13 protein-coding genes are annotated in these 19,385 nt (G+C 61.7%); 10 read left to right on the top strand and 3 right to left on the bottom strand.

Features of this window, described 5'->3' with window-relative positions:
- The first annotated feature begins 268 nt into the window (after window positions 1-268).
- The 6 genes from ACW9HW_RS10715 (at window position 269) to ACW9HW_RS10690 (ending at window position 7,886) form a co-directional block, all read left to right on the top strand.
- Window positions 269-1,609 (top strand): MFS transporter, encoded by a 1,341-nt coding sequence (locus ACW9HW_RS10715; protein WP_457399787.1) that lies wholly within the window; start codon window positions 269-271, stop codon window positions 1,607-1,609.
- A complete protein-coding gene (locus ACW9HW_RS10710) occupies window positions 1,602-2,573 on the top strand; it encodes an amidohydrolase family protein (RefSeq protein ID WP_457399785.1) in 972 nt (323 codons plus the stop codon). Before ACW9HW_RS10715 ends, ACW9HW_RS10710 begins: the two co-directional genes overlap by 8 nt.
- Complete coding sequence (locus ACW9HW_RS10705; RefSeq protein WP_095195529.1) at window positions 2,570-3,574, top strand: 4-hydroxythreonine-4-phosphate dehydrogenase PdxA; 1,005 nt, start codon at window positions 2,570-2,572, stop codon at window positions 3,572-3,574. Before ACW9HW_RS10710 ends, ACW9HW_RS10705 begins: the two co-directional genes overlap by 4 nt.
- 279 nt (window positions 3,575-3,853) lie before the next feature.
- On the top strand, window positions 3,854-5,029 hold the full coding sequence (locus ACW9HW_RS10700) for an L-rhamnonate dehydratase (RefSeq protein WP_015096352.1): 1,176 nt from the start codon (window positions 3,854-3,856) through the stop codon (window positions 5,027-5,029).
- A gap of 150 nt (window positions 5,030-5,179) precedes the next feature.
- Entirely contained in the window at window positions 5,180-6,175 is a 996-nt protein-coding gene (gene araD1 / locus ACW9HW_RS10695; protein ID WP_457399783.1) for an AraD1 family protein, read from the top strand.
- 130 nt (window positions 6,176-6,305) lie between these two features.
- The gene (locus ACW9HW_RS10690) at window positions 6,306-7,886 is read left to right on the top strand and encodes an aldehyde dehydrogenase (NADP(+)) (protein WP_457399782.1); all 1,581 of its coding nucleotides are present in this window, start codon (window positions 6,306-6,308) and stop codon (window positions 7,884-7,886) included.
- A 140-nt stretch (window positions 7,887-8,026) separates the two neighbouring features.
- Here the strand turns inward: ACW9HW_RS10690 and ACW9HW_RS10685 are convergent, their stop codons facing one another.
- Window positions 8,027-8,935 carry a DMT family transporter gene (locus ACW9HW_RS10685; protein WP_095195532.1) on the bottom strand — a complete coding sequence of 303 codons (909 nt, stop codon included), beginning with the start codon at window positions 8,933-8,935 and terminating at the stop codon, window positions 8,027-8,029.
- A 158-nt stretch (window positions 8,936-9,093) separates the two neighbouring features.
- Between ACW9HW_RS10685 and aceK the strand changes: the two genes are divergently transcribed.
- The 3 genes from aceK to ACW9HW_RS10670 all read left to right on the top strand — a co-directional run bounded on the left by aceK (window position 9,094) and on the right by ACW9HW_RS10670 (window position 16,387).
- The gene (gene aceK / locus ACW9HW_RS10680) at window positions 9,094-10,812 is read left to right on the top strand and encodes a bifunctional isocitrate dehydrogenase kinase/phosphatase (protein ID WP_457399779.1); all 1,719 of its coding nucleotides are present in this window, start codon (window positions 9,094-9,096) and stop codon (window positions 10,810-10,812) included.
- 222 nt (window positions 10,813-11,034) lie between these two features.
- Complete coding sequence (hrpA, locus tag ACW9HW_RS10675) at window positions 11,035-14,946, top strand: ATP-dependent RNA helicase HrpA (protein WP_457399778.1); 3,912 nt, start codon at window positions 11,035-11,037, stop codon at window positions 14,944-14,946.
- A gap of 319 nt (window positions 14,947-15,265) precedes the next feature.
- Window positions 15,266-16,387, top strand: a complete 1,122-nt coding sequence (locus tag ACW9HW_RS10670; protein WP_095195535.1) for a beta-ketoacyl-ACP synthase III — start codon at window positions 15,266-15,268, stop codon at window positions 16,385-16,387.
- A gap of 127 nt (window positions 16,388-16,514) precedes the next feature.
- On the opposite strand, the gene ACW9HW_RS10665 is transcribed toward ACW9HW_RS10670, so the two are convergent.
- Both ACW9HW_RS10665 and ACW9HW_RS10660 read right to left on the bottom strand, forming a co-directional pair.
- Window positions 16,515-17,567, bottom strand: a complete 1,053-nt coding sequence (locus ACW9HW_RS10665; protein WP_457399777.1) for a sensor histidine kinase — start codon at window positions 17,565-17,567, stop codon at window positions 16,515-16,517.
- Window positions 17,567-18,325: a response regulator gene (locus tag ACW9HW_RS10660; protein ID WP_095195537.1), complete on the bottom strand. Its 759-nt coding sequence runs from the start codon at window positions 18,323-18,325 to the stop codon at window positions 17,567-17,569. The genes ACW9HW_RS10665 and ACW9HW_RS10660 overlap by 1 nt, the downstream gene beginning before the upstream one ends.
- Window positions 18,326-18,618: 293 nt before the next feature.
- On the opposite strand from ACW9HW_RS10660, the gene pyrF reads away from it, so the two are divergent.
- Window positions 18,619-19,317, top strand: a complete 699-nt coding sequence (gene pyrF, locus ACW9HW_RS10655; protein ID WP_457399775.1) for an orotidine-5'-phosphate decarboxylase — start codon at window positions 18,619-18,621, stop codon at window positions 19,315-19,317.
- Window positions 19,318-19,385: the final 68 nt, after the last annotated feature.

Genomic DNA, 19,385 nt, shown 5'->3' with positions numbered 1-19,385 from the left:
TACCTGTCCCCTGAAAGCTCATTGAAAGTCTGGTATGCCATAACTCGAGGCTATCGCCATATTTCAAGTTTTGATTAGACGGTTATCGCTGAGCCTTCGATAGTGCTCACCAACGCCGTCTGTGGGAGCGAGCCTGCTCGCGATGGTCGTTAACGAAAACGCTTGTTAACTGACCGACCGCGGCGCTTTTGAATTCTTCGCGAGCAGGCTCGCTCCCACAGACGGCAATAAGGTTGTTCCCTACAAAAATAATAAAGAGGTACGCACCATGGCTCGCCCCAGTGCTTCCCTGCAGCTGCCCGGCGCCGATGCTTCGCCCGCAGCGGCGGCAACACCGCAGGCCTCCACCGTCAAGGCCAGCAATGTGCGCTGGCGGATCTTCGCGATCATCTTCGCGCTGACCATGGTCAACCTGATCGATCGGGTCTCGCTGTCCATCGCGATGCCGACCATCGCCCACGAATTTTCCCTGTCACCCAGCACCCAGGGCCTGATCCTCAGCAGCTTTTTCTGGGCCTATGCCCTGTTGCAGATACCTGGCGGCTGGCTGATCGATCGTTTCGGACCGCATCGGGTCATCAGTTGGTCCACCGGGCTGTGGGGCACGTTCCAGGTGTTGGCGGCGTTTGCTACCGGTGGTTTGTCTTTGCTGTTCGCCCGAGTGGCGCTGGGGGCTTCGGAAGCGCCGTTGTTTCCGTCCGGCGGCAAGCTGATTTCCCTCTGGCTGGCGCCCGGCGAACGTAGCCGCGGCGCGGTACTGATGGACAGCGGCAGTCCCCTCGGTGTGGCCCTCGGCGGGCTGATCATCGCCTACTTGATTGCTTCGCTGGATTCCTGGCGTCTGGCGTTCGTGATCGCTGGTGTCGCGACATTGGTACTGGCCTGGCTGGCGCGGCGTTATCTGCGCGATGACCCGGCCAGCCACCCGCAGGTCAATGTCCAGGAACTGGAGAAGATCAACGCCGGACGCGCCACTGCGGCTGCCGAAGCCGCCCGTGTGCCGGTAAAAGGTTTGGGCATCGCCGCCCGTTCCCTGAGCGGTTTGCTGATCGGCCGGGCCAGTTGGGCCATGGTGTACTTCGGTTTGCTGACCTGGGGACCGAGTTATCTGTCCCAGGCCCGAGGTTTTGATATCAAGGGCATCGGTGCGGCAACCTTCGTGATTTTCGTCTGCGGCGCGTTGGGTTCGTTGACCGGTGGTTTTTTGTGCGATGGCTTGATCCGCCGAGGCGTCAGTCGCGGGGTGGCAGTCAAGAGCCTGCTGGCGTTCTCCGGCCTGGTGGCCCTCGGCGCGTTCCTGCTGTTGCCGACCTTGAGCAACCCTTTTGCCGCTGTGGCGTTGTTGGCCATGACCGCTTTTTTCCTGATGTGGGGCAGTCTCTACTGGAGCTTCCCGGCGTTGCTGGCCGCTCCGGCGCGGGTTGGTCTGATCGGCGGTGTGATGAACATGGCCGGCAGTACGGGTGGTATCGCGGTGCCGATTCTGGTGGGCGTGATTCTACAAATGACCGGCGGATTTGCCCCGGTGCTCGGGTTCTTTGCGGCGTGTTCGGCGGTGTTTGTCTTCGCCACGTTGTTCATCAGTCTCGACGAGGTACGTCATGGATAAGCGCTGGCCCGACACAGCATGGAAGGGCCCGATCATCGACGCCCATCATCACTTCTGGGACCCCACCATCAACGATCACCCATGGCTCGCGCCGCAGGCGAACATCCCGTTTCGCTATGGCGACTACAGCGCGATCAAGCGTCGCTATTTTCCCGAGGATTACTTTGCCGACGCCGGTGAACACCGGGTAGTGCAAACGGTGTACGTCGAGACCGAATGGAACCCGCAAGACCCGATTGGCGAAACCCGTTTCATCGAGCAACTGGCCGCCCGCTACGGCGTGCCGAATGCGATCGTCGCCCAAGCCTGGCTGGATCATCCGGACGCCATCGCGGTGCTGACCGAACAGGCCAGTTACAAGTGTGTGCGCAGCGTGCGGCACAAACCCGGCGGCGCGACGTCACCCGAGCAGTTCGGTCGTGTGCGAAGCCTGATGAGTGACGAGCGCTGGCGGCGCAGTTACGCCGCGCTGGAAGGACTGGGGCTGCATTTCGATTTGCAGACTCCGTGGTGGAACCTGCCCGAAGCTGAACGGTTGGCCCGGGACTTTCCCGGCATCACCCTGATTCTCAACCACGCCGGATTACCCAACGACCGCAGCGCCGAAGGCCTGGCGGGATGGCGGGTTGCGATGGCGCGGCTGGCTGAGTGGCCGAACGTGCAGGTGAAGATTTCCGGCCTTGGCCAGGCGGGCAGGGCATGGCGCGCCATCGACAACGCCTGGATCGTGCGCGAGATCATCGCGATGTTCGGTACCCGACGAGCCATGTTCGCCAGCAATTTTCCCGTGGACAGCCTGTGCGGCTCGTTCGACGACATTTACAGCGGTTTCAAATCCATCGTTGCCGATCTGCCACTGGCCGATCAGGAGCGACTGTTCTACAGCAACGCGCAGCGGGTTTATCGCTGCGAACCTTGCGCCATCGACCGGGCGTGGCCTGAACCCTTGAGGAGTGAAGCATGAAAAAAACCACCATCGCCATGGTCCTGGGTGACCCGGCGGGCATTGGCCCGGAACTGATCGCACGCTTGCTCGGCGAGCCTGAAGTGCGCAGCCAGGCCCATGTCATCCTGATTGCCGACGAGGCGGAAATGCGTCGTGGCATGCGTATCGCCGGGACAGAGTTTCCCTATCGCCGCGTGGAGTCGCTGGAGCAGCTGTCGTTCGTCGACGACACGCCGCTGTTCTATGATTTTCGTGGCGATACGATCGGTGAATTCCCGCGCTGCCAAGCCAGCGTGATCGGCGGTCGCTACAGCCTCGACACGCTGGAAAAAGCCTTGCGCCTGACCGAGGCCGGGATCACCGATGCGGTGCTGTTCGGGCCACTGAACAAAACCTCGCTGCACATGGCCGGCATGGCCCACAGCGACGAGTTGCACTGGTTCGCCGAGCTGCTGGATTTCCACGGGCCATTCTGCGAGTTCAACGTGCTCGACAACCTCTGGACTTCACGGGTGACGTCCCATGTCGCGCTGGCCGATGTTTCGGGGCTGCTGAATGAAAAGCGCGTGGTGGAAGCGATTCAACTGATCGACACCGCACTCAAGCGCAACGGTTTGGAAAGACCGCGCATCGGTGTCTGCGGCCTGAACCCGCACAACGGCGACAATGGTTCGTTCGGCCGCGAAGAATTGGACATCATCGGCCCGGCGGTGCGCTCGGCCCAGGCGTTGGGTATCGCGGCGGAGGGGCCGTATCCGGGGGACACTATTTTCCTCAAGGTCCAGGGTGATATCAGCGCCTTCGATGCGGTGGTCACGATGTACCACGACCAGGGCCAGATCGCGATCAAGTTGATGGGCTTCTCCCGCGGTGTGACCGTGCAGGGCGGCCTGCCGATCCCCATTACCACCCCGGCCCACGGCACCGCGTTCGACATCGCGGGGCAGGGCAAGGCCAACGTCGGCGCGACGCGCCAGGCATTCGAGATCGCTTGCCGGATGGGGCGCAACGGCGACTGATCGAATGCAGTACCCCTGTGGGAGCGAGCCTGCTCGCGAAGGCGGCCTGACAGACACTATTGAAGTGACTGTCTCGCCGCTTTCGCGAGCAAGCCCGCTCCCACAGTTGTTTGTGTGTGGCCGATAACTCGATCTACCCAATAACCGTTTTTTGGTATCACCCCAGGTTATCGGCGGATACGCATAAGTGATTATCCGCCACTCCCGAGCGCTGGCTAAAGTCGCTCCATCAAATCCCCAACAACTACAAGAAGCCAGCAGCGCAAGGAATCTGTATCCATGAAAATCAAAGCAATCCGTACCCGCGTTTTCGAGTGGAAAGGTAAAGTCGTCCCACCTCAAGCGCACTTCTGCACCAACGCCAGTGACATTTTGTTCGAGCGCGGCGACGCCATGGGCTCCTTCCGTTTTCACGGTTGGCTGGTGGTTGAAGTGGAGACCGACACCGGTCTTGTCGGCATCGGTAACTGCGCGCTGGCGCCGCGTGTGGCCAAGGAAATCATCGACACGTATCTGGCACCGATCGCCATTGGCGAAGACCCGTTCGACAACGAATACATCTGGCAGAAAATGTACCGCCAGAGCCACGCCTGGGGTCGCAAAGGCATCGGCATGGCGGCGATCTCGGCCATCGACATCGCGATCTGGGACATCATGGGCAAAGCAGTGAACAAGCCGGTGTTCAAGCTGCTGGGCGGACGCACCAAGGAAAAGATCTGGACCTACGCTTCCAAGCTCTACGCCAATGACAACCTCGACCTGTTTCTTGAAGAAGCCCAGGGTTATCTGAGCCAGGGTTTCACCGCGCTGAAAATGCGCTTCGGCTACGGTCCGAAAGACGGCCCGGCGGGCATGCGTCGCAACATCGAACAAGTGCGCGCCCTGCGTGAACTGGCCGGTCCCGACGTCGACATCATGCTCGAGTGCTACATGGGCTGGACCCTGGAATATGCGCGGCGCATGTTGCCAAAACTCGCCGAGTTCGAACCGCGCTGGCTCGAAGAACCGGTGATCGCCGATGACATCGAGGGTTACATCGAGCTGAAAAAAATGGGGATCATGCCGATCTCCGGCGGTGAGCACGAATTCACGTCCTACGGCTTCAAGGACCTGCTGGAACGCCGCGCCGTCGACGTCATCCAGTACGACACCAACCGCGTCGGTGGCATCACTGCCGCGCGCAAGATCAACGCCATGGCCGAAGCCTGGTCGGTGCCGGTGATTCCCCACGCCGGGCAGATGCACAACTACCACCTGACCATGTCCACCACCGCCTCGCCGATGGCCGAGTTCTTCCCGGTGTTCGACGTCGAAGTCGGCAACGAACTCTTTTACTACGTGTTCAAGGGCGAACCGCAACCGGTCAACGGCTACATCCAGCTGGACGACAACAAGCCGGGCCTGGGCCTGGAAATCTCCGATGAGTACCTGAGCGACTTCAACATCATCGAGTGACCCTGTGGCGAGGGGATTTATCCCCGTTTGGGCTGCGAAGCGGCCCCTGCATTCTTTCAGGCACGCCCAGTTGTCAGGCACTACGACGGCTGCGCCGCCGAACGGGGATAAATCCCCTCGCCACAAACCACAACTTTTCGGAGGGCCGTCATGCGCCTGATTCAATTTGAAAACACCGCTGGTGAACGCCAGGTTGGCGTCGTCGAAGGCTCACAGGTTCAGGTGCTTAAAAGCACCCAAAGTACCCGTGAACTGGCACTGGCGGCGATCCGCAGCAAACGCAGCCTGCAGGAAGAAGTCGCCCTGCGTGGCGCCGAGCCTGGCCCTGACTATGTGCAACTGCAGCAGCAGGGCCGGATCCTGCCACCCCTGGACCATGAAGACCCGGCCCATTGCCTGATCAGCGGCACCGGCCTGACGCACCTGGGCAGCGCCTCGGCCCGGGACAAGATGCACCAGCAGGACGGCGCGGTGGAAGCCGGCATGACCGACACCATGCGCATGTTCAAATGGGGCCTGGAGGGCGGAAAGCCGGCGCACGGGCAGGTCGGCGCGCAACCGGAGTGGTTCTACAAGGGCGACGGCAGCATCGTCGTGCGTCCCGGTGCGGATTTCCCTGTGCCGCCGTTTGCCGAGGATGCCGGCGAAGAACCGGAGCTGACCGGGCTTTACGTGATCGGCGACGACAGCCAGCCGTATCGCCTCGGTTATGCCCTGGGCAACGAGTTTTCCGACCATGTAATGGAGCGGCGCAACTACCTGTACCTCGCCCATTCGAAACTGCGCTTTTGCGCCTATGGCCCGGAGCTGCGCGTCGGTGAACTGCCTCGGCATCTGGCCGGCACCAGCCGCATCACCCGCAATGGCGAAACACTCTGGGAGAAGGAGTTTCTCAGCGGCGAAGACAACATGTGCCACAGCCTCGCCAACCTGGAATTCCATCACTTCAAGTACGCACAGTTTCTGCGCCCCGGCGATGTTCATGTGCATTACTTCGGCACCGCCACGCTGTCGTTTGCCGATGGCGTGAAAACCCGGCCCGGTGATCGTTTCCAGATCAGCCTCGAGGAGTTTGGTGCGCCGCTGGAAAACGGTATCGGTGAAAGTGCCCAACCGTTGCCAATCGGTCAGGTGCGTGCCCTGTAGGAGCGAGCATGCTCGCGATGGACTTGAGAGCGCCGCGTTTAACCAACAGACACGAGCCATCGTTAGCGATCATCGCGAGCATGTTCGCTCCTACAAGGTCCCAGCTAGCCAGACGATCAAGGAACCACTCATGACCACGTTATCTGGACACAACTACATCGGCGGGCGTCGTAGCGCCAACGGCACCTTGCAACTGCAAAGTCTTGACGCTACCACCGGTGAACCCTTGGCAGCCCGTTTCTTTCAGGCCAGCGAAGCTGAAGTGGATGCCGCCGCCAAAGCCGCCGCCGCGGCGTACCCGATCTACCGCAACCTCAGCGCGCAAAAACGCGCGACGTTCCTCGACGCCATCGCCGACGAAATCGATGCACTGGGTGATGAGTTCGTCGCCACCGTGTGCCGCGAAACCGCGTTGCCGGCCGGGCGCATTCAAGGTGAGCGCGGCCGCACCAGTGGCCAGTTGCGCCTGTTCGCCAAGGTGCTGCGTCGCGGGGATTTCTACGGTGCGCGGATCGACCGCGCATTGCCTGATCGCCAACCGTTGCCACGCCCGGACCTGCGTCAGTACCGTATCGCACTGGGGCCGGTGGCGGTGTTCGGCGCCAGCAACTTTCCGCTGGCATTTTCCACCGCCGGTGGCGATACCGCCTCGGCGCTGGCCGCCGGTTGCCCGGTGGTGTTCAAGGCCCACAGCGGGCACATGGCAACGGCCGAATGGGTGGCGGACGCGATCATCCGCGCCGCTGAACGCACCGAGATGCCGGCCGGCGTATTCAACATGATCTATGGGGCTGGCGTCGGTGAGTGGCTGGTCAAGCATCCGGCGATTCAGGCCGTGGGCTTCACTGGATCGCTCAAGGGCGGCAACGCCCTGAGCCACATGGCGGCGACCCGTCCTCAGCCGATTCCAGTGTTCGCGGAGATGTCGAGCATCAACCCGGTATTCCTGCTGCCCGAAGCGCTGGCGGTACGCGGCGAGCAGATCGCTGCGCAACTGGCCGGTTCGGCAACGCTGGGTTGCGGTCAGTTCTGCACCAACCCCGGTTTGGTCATCGGCCTGCGCTCGCCGCAGTTCAGCACTTTTCTGCAAACCTTTTGCGCCAGCATGAACCAGCAACCGGCGCAAACCATGCTCAATGCCGGCGCACTGGCCAGCTATAGCCGAGGCCTGGGCGAACTGCACGAACACCCGGGAGTGACGCACCTGGCGGGCGAGCCACAACAGGGCAATCAGGCGCAACCACAGGTGTTCAAGGCGGACGTCAGCCTGCTGCTCAAGGGTGATGAATTGCTTCAGGAAGAAGTCTTCGGGCCGACCACTATCGTCATCGAAGTCGAGGACCGCGCACAGCTGGCCGCAGCGCTGCACGGCCTGCGCGGGCAACTGACGGCGACGCTGATCGGCGAGGCGGACGAATTGCTGGAGTACCGCTGGCTGGCGGAGTTGCTGCAAGAGAAGGTCGGGCGGATTCTGCTCAACGGTTATCCGACCGGGGTCGAGGTGTGCGAGGCGATGGTGCATGGCGGGCCGTACCCGGCGACCTCGGACTCGCGAGGAACATCGGTCGGCACCCTGGCCATCGACCGCTTCCTGCGGCCGGTGTGCTTCCAGAATTATCCGGATGCGTTGTTGCCTGAGGCGTTGCAGAACGGTAATCCGCTGGGGATTCGGCGGTTGGTGGATGGGGAGGTCAGTGATCTGGCTTTGTGAATTGTGGTGTCAGGCCTGCCGCTTTCGCGAGCAGGCTCGCTCCCACAGTTGACCTCGGTGTTCACACAGAAAATGTGTTCAAGGCGATCCAGTGTGGGAGCGAGCCTGCTCGCGAAGGCGACATCAGTGGCACCGCAGAGCTATCTGGTAGTCACCTCAACAGATTTCTTCACCGCCGGCTTCAACACCAACCACAACGCCGCCCCAATCAACACCCCGCCATAGATATGCGCCATCGACAGCGGCTCATCCAGAAACAACGCCCCCCACAACACCCCGAACGGCGGGATCAGGAAAGTCGTGGTCATCGACTTCACCGGGCCGACCGAACTCAACAAGCGGAAGTAAATGATGTACGCAAACGCCGTGCATCCCAGTCCCAACCCCAACAACGACAACCAGACGTTCCAGCCACCCCAGCTGACCGGTGGTTGGCTGATTACGCTGTAGCCGAACAGCGGCAATACGAACAGGGTCGCCCCCAGCATGCTGCCCAGCGCCGATAGACGACTGTCGAGCCCTCCGGCCTGATCGAGCCAACGGCGGGCGAGGAAGCCGGCGAAGCCGTAGCAGGTGGTGGCGAGCAGGCAGGCGATGGCGCCCAGCAGCAATTCCATGTCGAACGCCACGGGGCCGGCGCGTGTCAGGACGCCAACGCCGAACAACCCCAAAAACACGCCGCCGAGCTTGGCGCCGGTGAGCCGCTCATGGAAGAACAGGCCGCCGATCAGCACGCCCATCAATGGCGTGGTGGCGTTGAAAATCGCCGAGTAACCGGCCGGCAGCACCTGCGCGGCCACCGAATACAGGGTCGCGGGAATGCCGGAGTTGATCACCCCGAGTAGCATCACTGTTTTCAGCTTGCCCTTGAAATCCCAGCTGATACGCATCAGCCCGAGAATCACCAGCAGCCCGACGGCGGCGATCGATACGCGGAAAAATGCGGTGGGAATCGTGCCAATCACCGGGGCGATGATGCGCATGAATAGAAAACTCGCACCCCAAATGGCCGCCAGCGACAGTAATCGGAATAGATCGACGGGGTTCACGGTGCTCTCCTTGCTTGATCGGGACGAGAGTGTTGCCGAGCGCCTTGCGTCTGGCAACCGGAAAACAGGCATTCAATTCGCGCTGGAAAATTACACTTCTCCTGCACCCGCATCACTGGCTAAGCTCAGGACTCCCGAATTCCCGCAGAGGTCTCACCATGCCGCAGCATTGGCCAGCCGCCGACATCGCCCGCTTGATCCTCGATGGCTTCGACGATTACCGCGAGCACTTCCGGCAGATCACCGACGGTGCCCGCGCGCGCTTCGAGCAGGCCCAGTGGCAGGAGACACAAGTCGCCTCGGCGGCGCGGATCAACCTCTACGAAGAGAAAGTCAGCGAAACGGTCGACCAGCTGCGCATCGCTTTCGACACCGACACGCTGGACGTCAGCTGCTGGCCGCTGGTCAAAAGCGCCTACATCAGCCTGATCGACCTGCGCTTCGACGATGAGCTGTCGGAGACCTGGTACAACTCGATTTTCTGCGGGCTGTTCAGCCATGACTTGATCAGCGACGGCTGCATGTTCATCCACACCACCCGGCCGAGCCTGCGTCGGGCGCGGGCCGCGCAAACCCGTACCTATAAACCCCAGGGCCAGTTGTCGGGCATGCTGGCGAGCATCTTTGCCGATTACCGCTTCAGCGAGGAATACGCCGACCTGCCAGGCGACCTGCGTCGTCTTGAAGCGCAACTGCGCGAAAACCTGCCGGACTGGGTGTGCAAGGACCCGGAGCTGAGTGTCGAGCTGTTTTCCTCGGTGCTCTACCGCAACAAGGGCGCGTACCTGGTGGGACGCATCTACACCGCCGATGAGCAATGGCCGCTGGCGATTCCGCTGCTGCACCTTGAGGGGCGCGGCATCCAGATCGATGCGCTGATCACCGACGAAGCCGATGTGTCGATCATCTTCTCGTTCACTCGTTCGTATTTCATGGTGGATGTGCCGGTGCCGGCGGAGTTCATCGGCTTTCTCAAGCGCATCCTGCCGGGCAAACACATCGCCGAGCTGTACACCTCGATCGGTTTCTATAAACACGGCAAGTCCGAGTTTTACCGGGCGCTGATCAATCACCTGGCCAACACCGACGACCAGTTCATCATGGCCCCGGGCGTGCGCGGCATGGTGATGAGCGTGTTCACCCTGCCGGGGTTCAATACCGTATTCAAGATCATCAAGGACCGTTTCTCGCCATCGAAAAACGTCGACCGCGCCACGGTGATCGAGAAGTACCGCCTGGTGAAAAGCGTCGACCGCGTCGGGCGCATGGCCGATACCCAGGAGTTCGCCGATTTCCGGTTCCCGCTGAGCAAGTTTGATCCGGCGTGCCTTGAGGAATTGCTGGAAGTCGCTCCGTCCACGGTATCGGTCGAAGGCGACACGGTGCTGATCCGTCACTGCTGGACCGAACGGCGGATGACACCGCTGAACCTGTACCTGGAAAACGCCAGCGAGGCACAGGTGCGCGAGGCGCTGGAAGATTACGGTCTGGCGATCAAGCAACTGGCGGCGGCGAACATTTTTCCCGGGGACATGCTGCTGAAAAACTTTGGCGTCACCCGTCACGGTCGCGTGGTGTTCTACGACTACGACGAGATCTGCTTCCTTACCGAAGCCAACTTCCGTCACATCCCGGCACCGCGCACACCCGAAGATGAAATGGCCTCCGAGCCCTGGTACTCCATCGGGCCGCTGGACGTGTTCCCGGAGGAGTTTCCACCGTTCCTGTTCGCCGACTCCGGGCAGCGCAAGTTGTTCGATCAACTGCACGGCGAGTTGTACAACGCCGATTACTGGAAGGGTTTGCAGGAAGCGATTCGGGCGGGGAAGGTGATTGATGTATTCCCGTATCGGCGCAAGGGCCTGGATAACGAATAGATCACAGCGGGGGATTTTGTGGCGAGGGAGCTTGCTCCCGCTGGGTCGCGAAGCGGCCCCAAAATAATTCGCAGACACACTGCAGTGGCTGGATTACGACTGCTGCGCAGCCGAGCGGGAGCAAGCTCCCTCGCCACAAAAGCAGGTTGCATTCGTCGTGACGCAACCAAATCTGCGACAATCCGCAACCTTGCGCCACTAGACGACTGAATTGCGTACCCGATGACCGACGAATCGCCCTCCATCGACAAACTGCTGAAAAATCTCGATCACGCCATGCTCGCCGACCGCCACCGGCTGCGGCGGCAGTTGCTTGAGCTGCGCAAGAAACCTGACGAGGCCAAGCTGGCCCAGTGGGTGGCGCGCATGCAGGCATCCTGTGATCAGGTGCTGGCGCGCAAGGCCAGCCTGCCGGTGATTCGTTATGACGACAGCCTGCCGATCGCCGCCAAGCGCGACGAAATCAAGAAGGCGCTGGAAAAGCATCAGGTGCTGATCATCGCCGGCGAGACCGGCTCGGGTAAAACCACCCAGTTACCGAAGATCTGCCTGGAAATCGGTCGCGGCCAGCATGGCTTGATCGGCCATACCCAGCCACGGCGGATCGCCGCACGCAGTGTCGCCAGCCGGGTCGCCGAAGAACTGGGCACGCCGCTGGGCGCGCTGGTCGGTTATCAGGTGCGCTTTGAGGACCAGAGCGATTCCAACACGCTGATCAAACTGATGACCGACGGCATCCTGCTGGCGGAAACCCAGAACGACCGCTATTTGGAACGCTACGACACGATCATCGTCGACGAAGCCCATGAACGCAGCCTCAACATCGATTTCCTGCTCGGTTACCTGAAAACCTTGCTGCCGCGTCGTCCCGACCTGAAAGTCATCATCACCTCGGCGACCATCGACCTGGAGCGCTTTTCCAAGCATTTCGATGACGCGCCAATTGTCGAAGTCTCCGGCCGCACCTTCCCGGTGGACACCTGGTATCGACCGCTGACCCTGGAGCAGGACGAAGAGGGCAACCGCGTCGAGGACGACCTGACCGTGGATCAGGCCATTCTCGCCACCCTCGATGAAATCGCCGCGTACGAACGCAGCGAACGCCGCAGCCCGGGTGACGTGCTGGTGTTTTTGCCCGGCGAGCGCGAGATTCGCGACGCCGCCGACATGCTGCGCAAAGCCCAGCTCAAGCACACCGAGATCCTGCCGTTGTACGCGCGCCTGTCGCCGGCCGAGCAGCAGCGGATTTTCCAGTCGCACCCGGGGCGTCGCGTGGTCCTGGCGACCAACGTCGCGGAAACCTCGCTGACCGTGCCGGGCATCCGCTATGTGATCGACAGCGGCACCGCGCGCATCAGTCGCTACAGCTACCGTGCCAAGGTCCAGCGCCTGCCCATCGAAGCGATTTCACAGGCCAGCGCCAACCAGCGCAAAGGACGCTGCGGACGGGTCGAGCCGGGTATTTGCGTGCGCCTGTACAGTGAAGAAGATTTCCTCGGGCGCCCGGAATTTACCGATCCGGAAATTCTGCGGACCAACCTTGCAGCCGTTATTTTGCAGATGCTGCACCTGCGCCTCGGCGAGATCACGGCGTTCCCGTTTATCGAGCCGCCGGATGGCAAAGCCATCAGCGACGGTTTCAACCTGCTGCAAGAACTTTCGGCGGTGGACCGCAACAGCCAGTTGACCCCGCTCGGTCGCCAACTGGCGCGGCTGCCGGTGGACCCGCGCATGGGCCGCATGTTGCTGGAAGCGGCGAAGCTGGGCAGTTTGCAGGAAGTGCTGATTGTCGCCAGCGCCATGTCGATCCAGGACCCGCGCGAACGTCCGCCGGAGCGTCAGCAAGCAGCGGACCAGGCCCACGCACAATGGAAAGACACCGATTCTGATTTCGCCGGGCTGGTCAATCTGTGGCGCGGATTCGAGGAGCAACGCCAGGCGCTGACCGCGAGTCCGCTGCGCAACTGGTGCCGAAAGAACTTCCTCAATTACCTGCGCCTGCGCGAGTGGCGTGATTCCCACCGCCAGTTGAGCCTGATCTGCCGCGACATGCAGTTGAGCCTCAACAAAGAACCGGCCGATTATCCGAAGCTGCATAAAGCAGTGCTGGTGGGCCTGCTCAGCCAGATCGGCCAGAAAACCGAAGACGGCGACTACCTCGGCGCGCGCCAGCGACGCTTCTGGATTCACCCCTCGTCGGGGATCGGCAAGAAACGCCCACAATGGTTGATGACCGCCGAACTGGTGGAAACCACCAAGCTCTACGCGCGCATGGTGGCCAAGATCGACGCCGACTGGATCGAGCCGCTGGCCGGGCATCTGATCAAGAAAAACCACTTCGAACCCCATTGGGAGAAGAAGCGTGGCCAGGTCGTGGCCTTCGAGCAGATCACCCTGTTCGGGCTGATCGTGGTCGGTCGCCGGCCAGTGCACTACGGCCCGGTGGACCCGGTGGTGTCCCGTGAACTGTTTATCCGCGAAGCGCTGGTGCGTGGCGAGATTCAGTCGAAAGCCAAATGCCTGACCGCCAACAAGCAGCTGCTGGAACAGCTCGACGAACTGGAGGCCAAGGCCCGCCGCCGCGACATTCTCGCCGACGAAGAAACCCTGTTCGCTTTCTACGACGCGCGGCTGCCGGCGGAAATTCACCAGACCGCGACGTTTGACAGCTGGTACCGGATCAACAGCCAGAAAGACCCGCAGCTGCTGATCATGCGCGAAGAAGACGTGCTGGCCCGCGAGGCCAGTGAAGTCACCGCCCAGCATTACCCGGACACCCTGCACATCGGTGATCTGGAGTTGGCGCTGAGCTACCACTTTGAACCCAACCACCCGCGCGACGGCGTGACCCTGCGTGTACCGGCACCGCTGTTGCCGATGCTGCCGCCGGAGCGTCTGGAGTGGCTGGTGCCGGGCGTGATCGAGGCCAAGTGCATTGCCCTGGTGCGCAACCTGCCCAAGGCCTTGCGCAAGAATTTCGTACCGGTACCGGACTTCGTCAAAGCCGCCTTGCAACGCATGAACTTCGCCGAAGGTTCGTTGCCCCAGGCATTGGGTCGCGAACTGCTGCGCATGACCGGCGCCCGGGTCAGCGACGAAGCCTGGGCCGAAGCGGCGCAGCAGGTGGAAAACCATCTGCGGATGAACCTGGAAATCGTCGACGCACAGGGCAAATTCCTCGGTGAAGGCCGTGACCTCGCCGAACTTACCGCGCGTTTCGCCGAAGCCAGCCAAGCCGCGCTGGCCGTGCCGCAAACCGCGAAAAGCCAGCAACCGGTCGAGCCGAAAGTGTTCGCCGCCGTGGCCGAGAAAACCCAGCAGAAGATCGCCGGGCTGTCGATGACGGTGTACCCGGCGCTGGTGGAGGAGGGCGGCACCGTCAAGGAAGGCCGTTTCTCGACGCCGGCCGAAGCCGAATTCCAGCATCGCCGCGCGTTGCAACGCTTGCTGATGCAACAGCTGGCGGAGCCGGCGAAGTTCCTGCGTGGCAAGCTACCGGGCCTGACCGAACTGGGCCTGCTGTACCGCGACATGGGGCGCGTCGACGCGCTGGTGGAAGACATTCTGCTGGCCAGCCTCGACAGCTGCATTCTCGATGGCGAAGACCCGTTGCCCCGCGATGGTGCCGGGCTGGCGTCGCTGGCCGAGCGCAAGCGCGGCGCCTGGACCGAACATGCCGAACGTTTGGCGAAGTTGACCCTGGAAATCCTCAAGCTCTGGCACGGCCTGCAAAAACGCTTCAAGGGCAAGATCGACCTGGCGCAAGCCGTGGCTTTGAACGACATCAAGCAGCAGCTCAGCCAACTGGTATATCCGGGGTTTGTCCGTGAAACACCGATGCAATGGCTCAAGGAACTGCCGCGTTACCTCAAGGCCATCGAGCAGCGTTTCGAAAAACTGGGTGCCCAGGTGCAGAAGGACCGGGTCTGGAGTGGCGAATTGTCCAATCTCTGGACCCAATACCAGACCCGCGCCAACAAACACGCCCAGGAAGGCAAGCGCGATCCGCAGCTGGAGCTGTATCGCTGGTGGCTGGAGGAATACCGGGTTTCGCTGTTCGCCCAGCAACTGGGAACCAAGGTGCCGATTTCCGATAAGCGCCTGAGCAAGCAGTGGAGCCAGGTCGAGCCCTGAAGCTGACCCTTAACCCTGTGGGAGCGAGCCTGCTCGCGAATGCGGTATGTCAGTCAACATTGATGTTGAATTTGACGGCCCCTTCGCGAGCAGGCTCGCTCCCACAGGTAACTCATTGTTCTTGCAAAAGGCGCCAAAACCCAAGGTTTATGGCAAACTTCGCGACCATAAACGCCGGTTTCGCGGACTAGAGCCTTCGCCCGGTCGCGCGACGGAATAAAGCGATGCCAGGTTTGCGTCCCCAGGATGGGAATAGACCCTTTGTGTATTGGTACGTCGGTACCAATGCTTTCTGCCTGAACAGATTAGAGACACGACCATGCATAATGTCGTCATCAGCGGCACCGGCCTTTACACTCCGGCCAACAGCATCTCCAACGAAGAGCTGGTGCAGTCTTTCAATACCTATGTGGCGCAATTCAACGCCGATAATGCCGACGCTATCGCGCGCGGTGAAGTCGAGGCGTTGACCGAGTCCAGCGCAGCGTTTATCGAAAAAGCCTCTGGCATCAAGAGCCGCTTTGTCATGGACAAGGACGGCATCCTCGACCCGCAACGCATGGCGCCACGCCTGCCGGAGCGTACCAACGACGAATGGTCGGTGCTTTGCCAGATGGCCATCGGCGCGGCCGAGCAAGCCTTGCAACGCGCGGGCAAGACCGCAGCGGACATCGATGGCGTGATCGTCGCCTGCTCCAACCTGCAACGCGCCTATCCGGCCATTGCCATTGAAGTGCAGGAAGCGCTGGGCATCCAGGGTTTCGGTTTCGACATGAACGTGGCCTGTTCTTCGGCGACCTTCGGCATCCAGACCGCCGCCAACAGCATCCAGCTGGGCCAGGCCCGGGCGATCCTGATGGTCAACCCGGAAGTCTGCACCGGTCACCTGAACTTTCGCGACCGTGACAGCCATTTCATCTTCGGCGATGCCGCCACTGCGGTCATCATCGAACGCGCCGACCAGGCTACCTCCAAGTACCAGTTCGACATCGTCAGCACCAAACTGCTGACCAAGTTCTCCAACAACATCCGCAATAACTTCGGCTTCCTCAACCGCGCGGCGGAAGAGGGCATCGGCGCCAAGGACAAACTGTTCGTCCAGGAAGGCCGCAAGGTGTTCAAGGAAGTCTGCCCGATGGTGGCCGAACTGATCGGTGCGCATCTGGAAGAGAACCAGCTTAACGTCAGCGACGTGAAGCGCTTCTGGCTGCACCAGGCCAACCTGAGCATGAACCACCTGATCGTCAAGAAACTGCTGGGCCGCGACGCCACCGAGCAGGAAGCCCCGGTGATTCTCGACACCTACGCCAACACCAGCTCCGCCGGTTCCGTGATTGCGTTCCACAAAAATCAGGATGATCTGCCGGCGGGTTCGCTGGCGGTGCTCAGCTCGTTCGGCGCCGGTTACTCGATCGGTAGCGTGATTCTGCGCAAGCGCTGAGTTCGCGGTTCACCCCTAACCCTGTGGGAGCGAGCCTGCTCGCGAAGAGGTCTGTCAGCCGCATTGATGTTGAATGTGCCTTCGTCTTCGCGAGCAGGCTCGCTCCCACAATGGGTCGGGGTGTCATTCAAACTCGCGGCAGGCGAATGATGGCGGTCAACCCGCCCCCCGGGGTTTCTTCCAGGCTCAACTGCCCGCCCAGACGTTCCGCCGCCTCGCGGGCGATGGTCATGCCCAGCCCGACACCGCCGGAGTTGCGATTGCGCGAACCCTCCAGGCGAAAGAACGGTTCAAACACCGCTTCGCGCTGCTCGGCCGCGATTCCCGGCCCGTGGTCGATCACTCTGATCAACAGCTCTTCCCGATGATCCTCCAGGGTAATCAGCGCCTGCCCGGCATAACGCAGGGCATTGTCCAGCAGGTTGTTGACGCAGGAACGTAACGCCATCGGCTGCACTTGCAGCGGTGCACAGTGGCCGCTGACCCGGACATCGGCGCCCTGGTCCTGGGCGTTTTCGCTCAAGGACTCCACCAGCGCCTGCACGTCCATCCACTGCGGCGCCTCGCTGGTGCGTTGTTCGTGCAGGTAGGTGAGGGTCGCGTCGAGCATGCTGATCATATCGTCCAGATCCTGGCGCATCTGGCCCTGCAGCCTGTTGTCATCAATCTGCTCCAGCCGCAGCTTGAGCCGTGACAACGGCGTGCGCAGGTCGTGGGACACCGCGCCGAGCATCCGCGAGCGTTGTTTCACTTGCTCGATGATGCGTCGCTGCATTTTGTTGAAGGTGTGTGCCGCTTGCCGCGCTTCCCGTGGACCGGACTCGTCCAGTGGCGGACTGTTGAGGTCCTCGCTCAGGCGCTCGGCGGCGTCGCTGAGCCGCTGGATCGGGCGACTCAACAGTTTGGCGCCGTACCAGGCTGCAATGATCAGCGAGATAAATTGAAAGGTCAGCGGCACCAGCGGTCCACCGAACCACGGCCGGGGTGGTCGATTGGCGAAGCGCGGGTCATCTGGCGGACGTTGGCCGTCGAAGCCTTCGGAGAATTGCGGTGGTCGAGGCGGAGGTGGCGGTGGGCCGTAATGATGAAACCAGGCAAAAGCCAGCAGGTGCGCCAGGATAATCGCGATCAGCAGCACGCCGAACAGACGGCCGAACAGCGTATCGAAGCGCCCGCGCATCAACCGATGTCCCGGGCGTCGAACAGATAGCCTTCACCGCGCACGGTCTTGATCAATTGCGGTGCTTTCGGGTCATCGCCGAGTTTCTGGCGCAGTCGTGACACGAGCAGGTCGATGCTGCGATCAAAGGCTTCGATCGAGCGGCCACGGGCGGCGTCCAGCAGTTGTTCGCGGCTCAATACCCGGCGCGGACGCTCGATGAACACCCAGAGCAGGCGGAATTCGGCGTTGGACAGCGGCACCACCAGGCCGTCTGCTGCGATCAACTGGCGCAGGACGCTGTTCAGCCGCCAGTTGTCGAAGCGGATGTTCGCCCGTTGTTCGGTGCGGTCATCGCGCACCCGGCGCAGGATGGTCTGGATGCGCGCTACCAATTCCCGGGGTTCGAACGGCTTGGCCATGTAATCGTCGGCACCCAGTTCCAGGCCGATGATCCGGTCGGTGGGTTCGCAGCGGGCGGTGAGCATCAGGATCGGGATGTCCGACTCGGCGCGTAGCCAGCGGCACAGCGACAGCCCGTCTTCACCGGGCAGCATCAGGTCCAGCACCACCACGTCGAAATGCTCCGCTTGCATGGCCAGGCGCATGGCCGCGCCATCGGTGACGCCACTGGCGTGGATGCTGAAGCGGGCCAGGTAGTCGATCATCAATTCGCGGATCGGGACGTCATCGTCGACGATCAGGGCGCGAATGCTCCAGCGTTTGTCGTCGCCGGACGCTTTTTGATCGTCGTTCACAGGTGTGGGGGTGTTGTGCATGCGTGTGTTCATCTGCCGGATAGGCTGCCAACCACAAAGATAGGCGGCGAGGTTGTGGCTTCAGCATAGGCGTCTGGCCCGCAGGCGCAAAGTGCTGTAAGGACGTGTTGCGGCTGGCGAGGGTAGCGGGCAAGGGTGTTGTGGGCGTGTCAGCTATGTACCGAACTCGACACAATTGCCGCAAAGGCTAGTCTTGCCTGAGCGTTCTCGACGATTTACCGATCATCGGGTCCCGCAGTGGCGCTGGTTCCGCTACAATGCGCGCCGATTTCGACTTGCCTGAGAGCCCGCTCATGTCCGCCTGCCAGACTCCTATCATCGTCGCCCTGGATTTCCCCACCCGTGACGCCGCACTGAAGCTGGCCGATCAGTTGGACCCGAAACTGTGCCGGGTCAAAGTCGGCAAGGAATTGTTCACCAGCTGCGCGTCGGAAATCGTCGGCACCCTGCGTGACAAGGGTTTCGAAGTGTTCCTGGACCTCAAGTTCCACGACATCCCCAACACCACCGCCATGGCCGTCAAGGCTGCCGCGGAAATGGGTGTGTGGATGGTCAACGTGCACTGCTCCGGTGGCCTGCGCATGATGGCTGCGTGCCGTGAAGTACTGGACAAGCGCAGTGGCCCGCAGCCGCTGTTGATCGGCGTGACCGTGCTTACCAGCATGGAACGTGAGGATCTGGCGGGTATCGGTCTGGATATCGAGCCGCAGGAACAGGTACTGCGCCTGGCTGCCCTGGCGGAAAAAGCCGGGATGGACGGCCTGGTATGCTCGGCCCTGGAAGCCCAGGCCTTGAAAGCGGCGCATCCGTCGCTGCAACTGGTGACCCCGGGGATTCGCCCGGCGGGCAGTGCCCAGGACGACCAGCGTCGCATCCTGACTCCACGTCAGGCGCTGGAAGCCGGTTCCGACTATCTGGTGATCGGCCGTCCGATCAGCCAGGCGGCGGATCCTGAAAAAGCATTGGCAAACGTTGTGGCTGAGCTGGCCTAAACTCCGCAAAACCTGTGGGAGCGGGCTTGCCCGCGATGGGGGTGTGTCAGTCGACATCAATGTTGACT

This window comes from Pseudomonas sp. SDO5532_S415, from assembly GCF_054071155.1.
Note: the sequence above shows the minus strand (reverse complement) of the source record. Positions and strands in the feature narration are given on the sequence as shown.

Excerpts from the sequence above, each read along its gene's own strand:
- ACW9HW_RS10715 (WP_457399787.1), top strand. The coding sequence starts at position 269 with ATGGCTCGCCCCAGTGCTTCCCTGCAGCTGCCCGGCGCCGATGCTTCG.
- pyrF (WP_457399775.1), top strand. The coding sequence starts at position 18,619 with ATGTCCGCCTGCCAGACTCCTATCATCGTCGCCCTGGATTTCCCCACC.
- ACW9HW_RS10670 (WP_095195535.1), top strand. The coding sequence starts at position 15,266 with ATGCATAATGTCGTCATCAGCGGCACCGGCCTTTACACTCCGGCCAAC.
- hrpA (WP_457399778.1), top strand. The coding sequence starts at position 11,035 with ATGACCGACGAATCGCCCTCCATCGACAAACTGCTGAAAAATCTCGAT.
- aceK (WP_457399779.1), top strand. The coding sequence starts at position 9,094 with ATGCCGCAGCATTGGCCAGCCGCCGACATCGCCCGCTTGATCCTCGAT.
- ACW9HW_RS10700 (WP_015096352.1), top strand. The coding sequence starts at position 3,854 with ATGAAAATCAAAGCAATCCGTACCCGCGTTTTCGAGTGGAAAGGTAAA.
- ACW9HW_RS10710 (WP_457399785.1), top strand. The coding sequence starts at position 1,602 with ATGGATAAGCGCTGGCCCGACACAGCATGGAAGGGCCCGATCATCGAC.
- ACW9HW_RS10660 (WP_095195537.1), bottom strand. The coding sequence starts at position 18,325 with ATGCACAACACCCCCACACCTGTGAACGACGATCAAAAAGCGTCCGGC.
- araD1 (WP_457399783.1), top strand. The coding sequence starts at position 5,180 with ATGCGCCTGATTCAATTTGAAAACACCGCTGGTGAACGCCAGGTTGGC.
- ACW9HW_RS10690 (WP_457399782.1), top strand. The coding sequence starts at position 6,306 with ATGACCACGTTATCTGGACACAACTACATCGGCGGGCGTCGTAGCGCC.
- ACW9HW_RS10665 (WP_457399777.1), bottom strand. The coding sequence starts at position 17,567 with ATGCGCGGGCGCTTCGATACGCTGTTCGGCCGTCTGTTCGGCGTGCTG.
- ACW9HW_RS10705 (WP_095195529.1), top strand. The coding sequence starts at position 2,570 with ATGAAAAAAACCACCATCGCCATGGTCCTGGGTGACCCGGCGGGCATT.